Below are 571 nucleotides of genomic sequence, written 5' to 3'. Positions count from 1 at the left end.
TGACTTCTGATTTATGATGCATGGTGGCATCACCCTGTTCATCATGGTAATGGGTTTCTGCTGAACCGATCGTCAAGTTACCTTGTTCTGTAGCCATGGCAAGATCACCTCCGGTGGTGATCCCCACCCCTGAGGCGGTGATATCTTGCTTGGCAATTACGCTCGCATTGCCCCCAGCAGAAAGCGCCTCGGTGTTTAATACTGTCTCCACGCCGTCAACCGTTGTGCGCCCTGCATCCAAACGAATATTCTTCTCCGCAAGGATAACAGCATCACCACCCGCCGCAAAATGCCCTCCTTGACTAAAGATATCCCCGCCATGCACATGCAATTGGTGATTTGCCGCAATCCGCCCTGAATTGGTTATCGTGGAATTGCTTGTATTTTGGCTGGTGATATTGACATCATCGCCCATGATCAAAGCCCCAGCAGAAACAAAGGAGGATCTGTCTTTTTCGGGGATGTAAAGCACCGGAGCATAAACATCCATGCCCTTGACCTGTTGGCGCACATAAATCACCATTGGGGCTTCTAGGGACGCCAATTGTTCTTCACTCAAAGCCTCACCAAA

The 571-nt window shown here is 50.1% G+C and carries 1 protein-coding gene; it reads right to left on the bottom strand.

Features of this window, described 5'->3' with window-relative positions; genetic code table 11:
• A partial coding sequence (locus tag ACFINW_RS10115) for a hemagglutinin repeat-containing protein (RefSeq protein ID WP_375674277.1) occupies positions 1-571 on the bottom strand: 571 nt, incomplete at both ends.

It is taken from the genome of Bartonella sp. AA18HLJMS, from assembly GCF_042197245.1.
Classification (GTDB): domain Bacteria; phylum Pseudomonadota; class Alphaproteobacteria; order Rhizobiales; family Rhizobiaceae; genus Bartonella.
The sequence above is the reverse complement of the archived record's forward strand: the minus strand, read 5'-3'. Positions and strand labels throughout refer to the sequence as shown.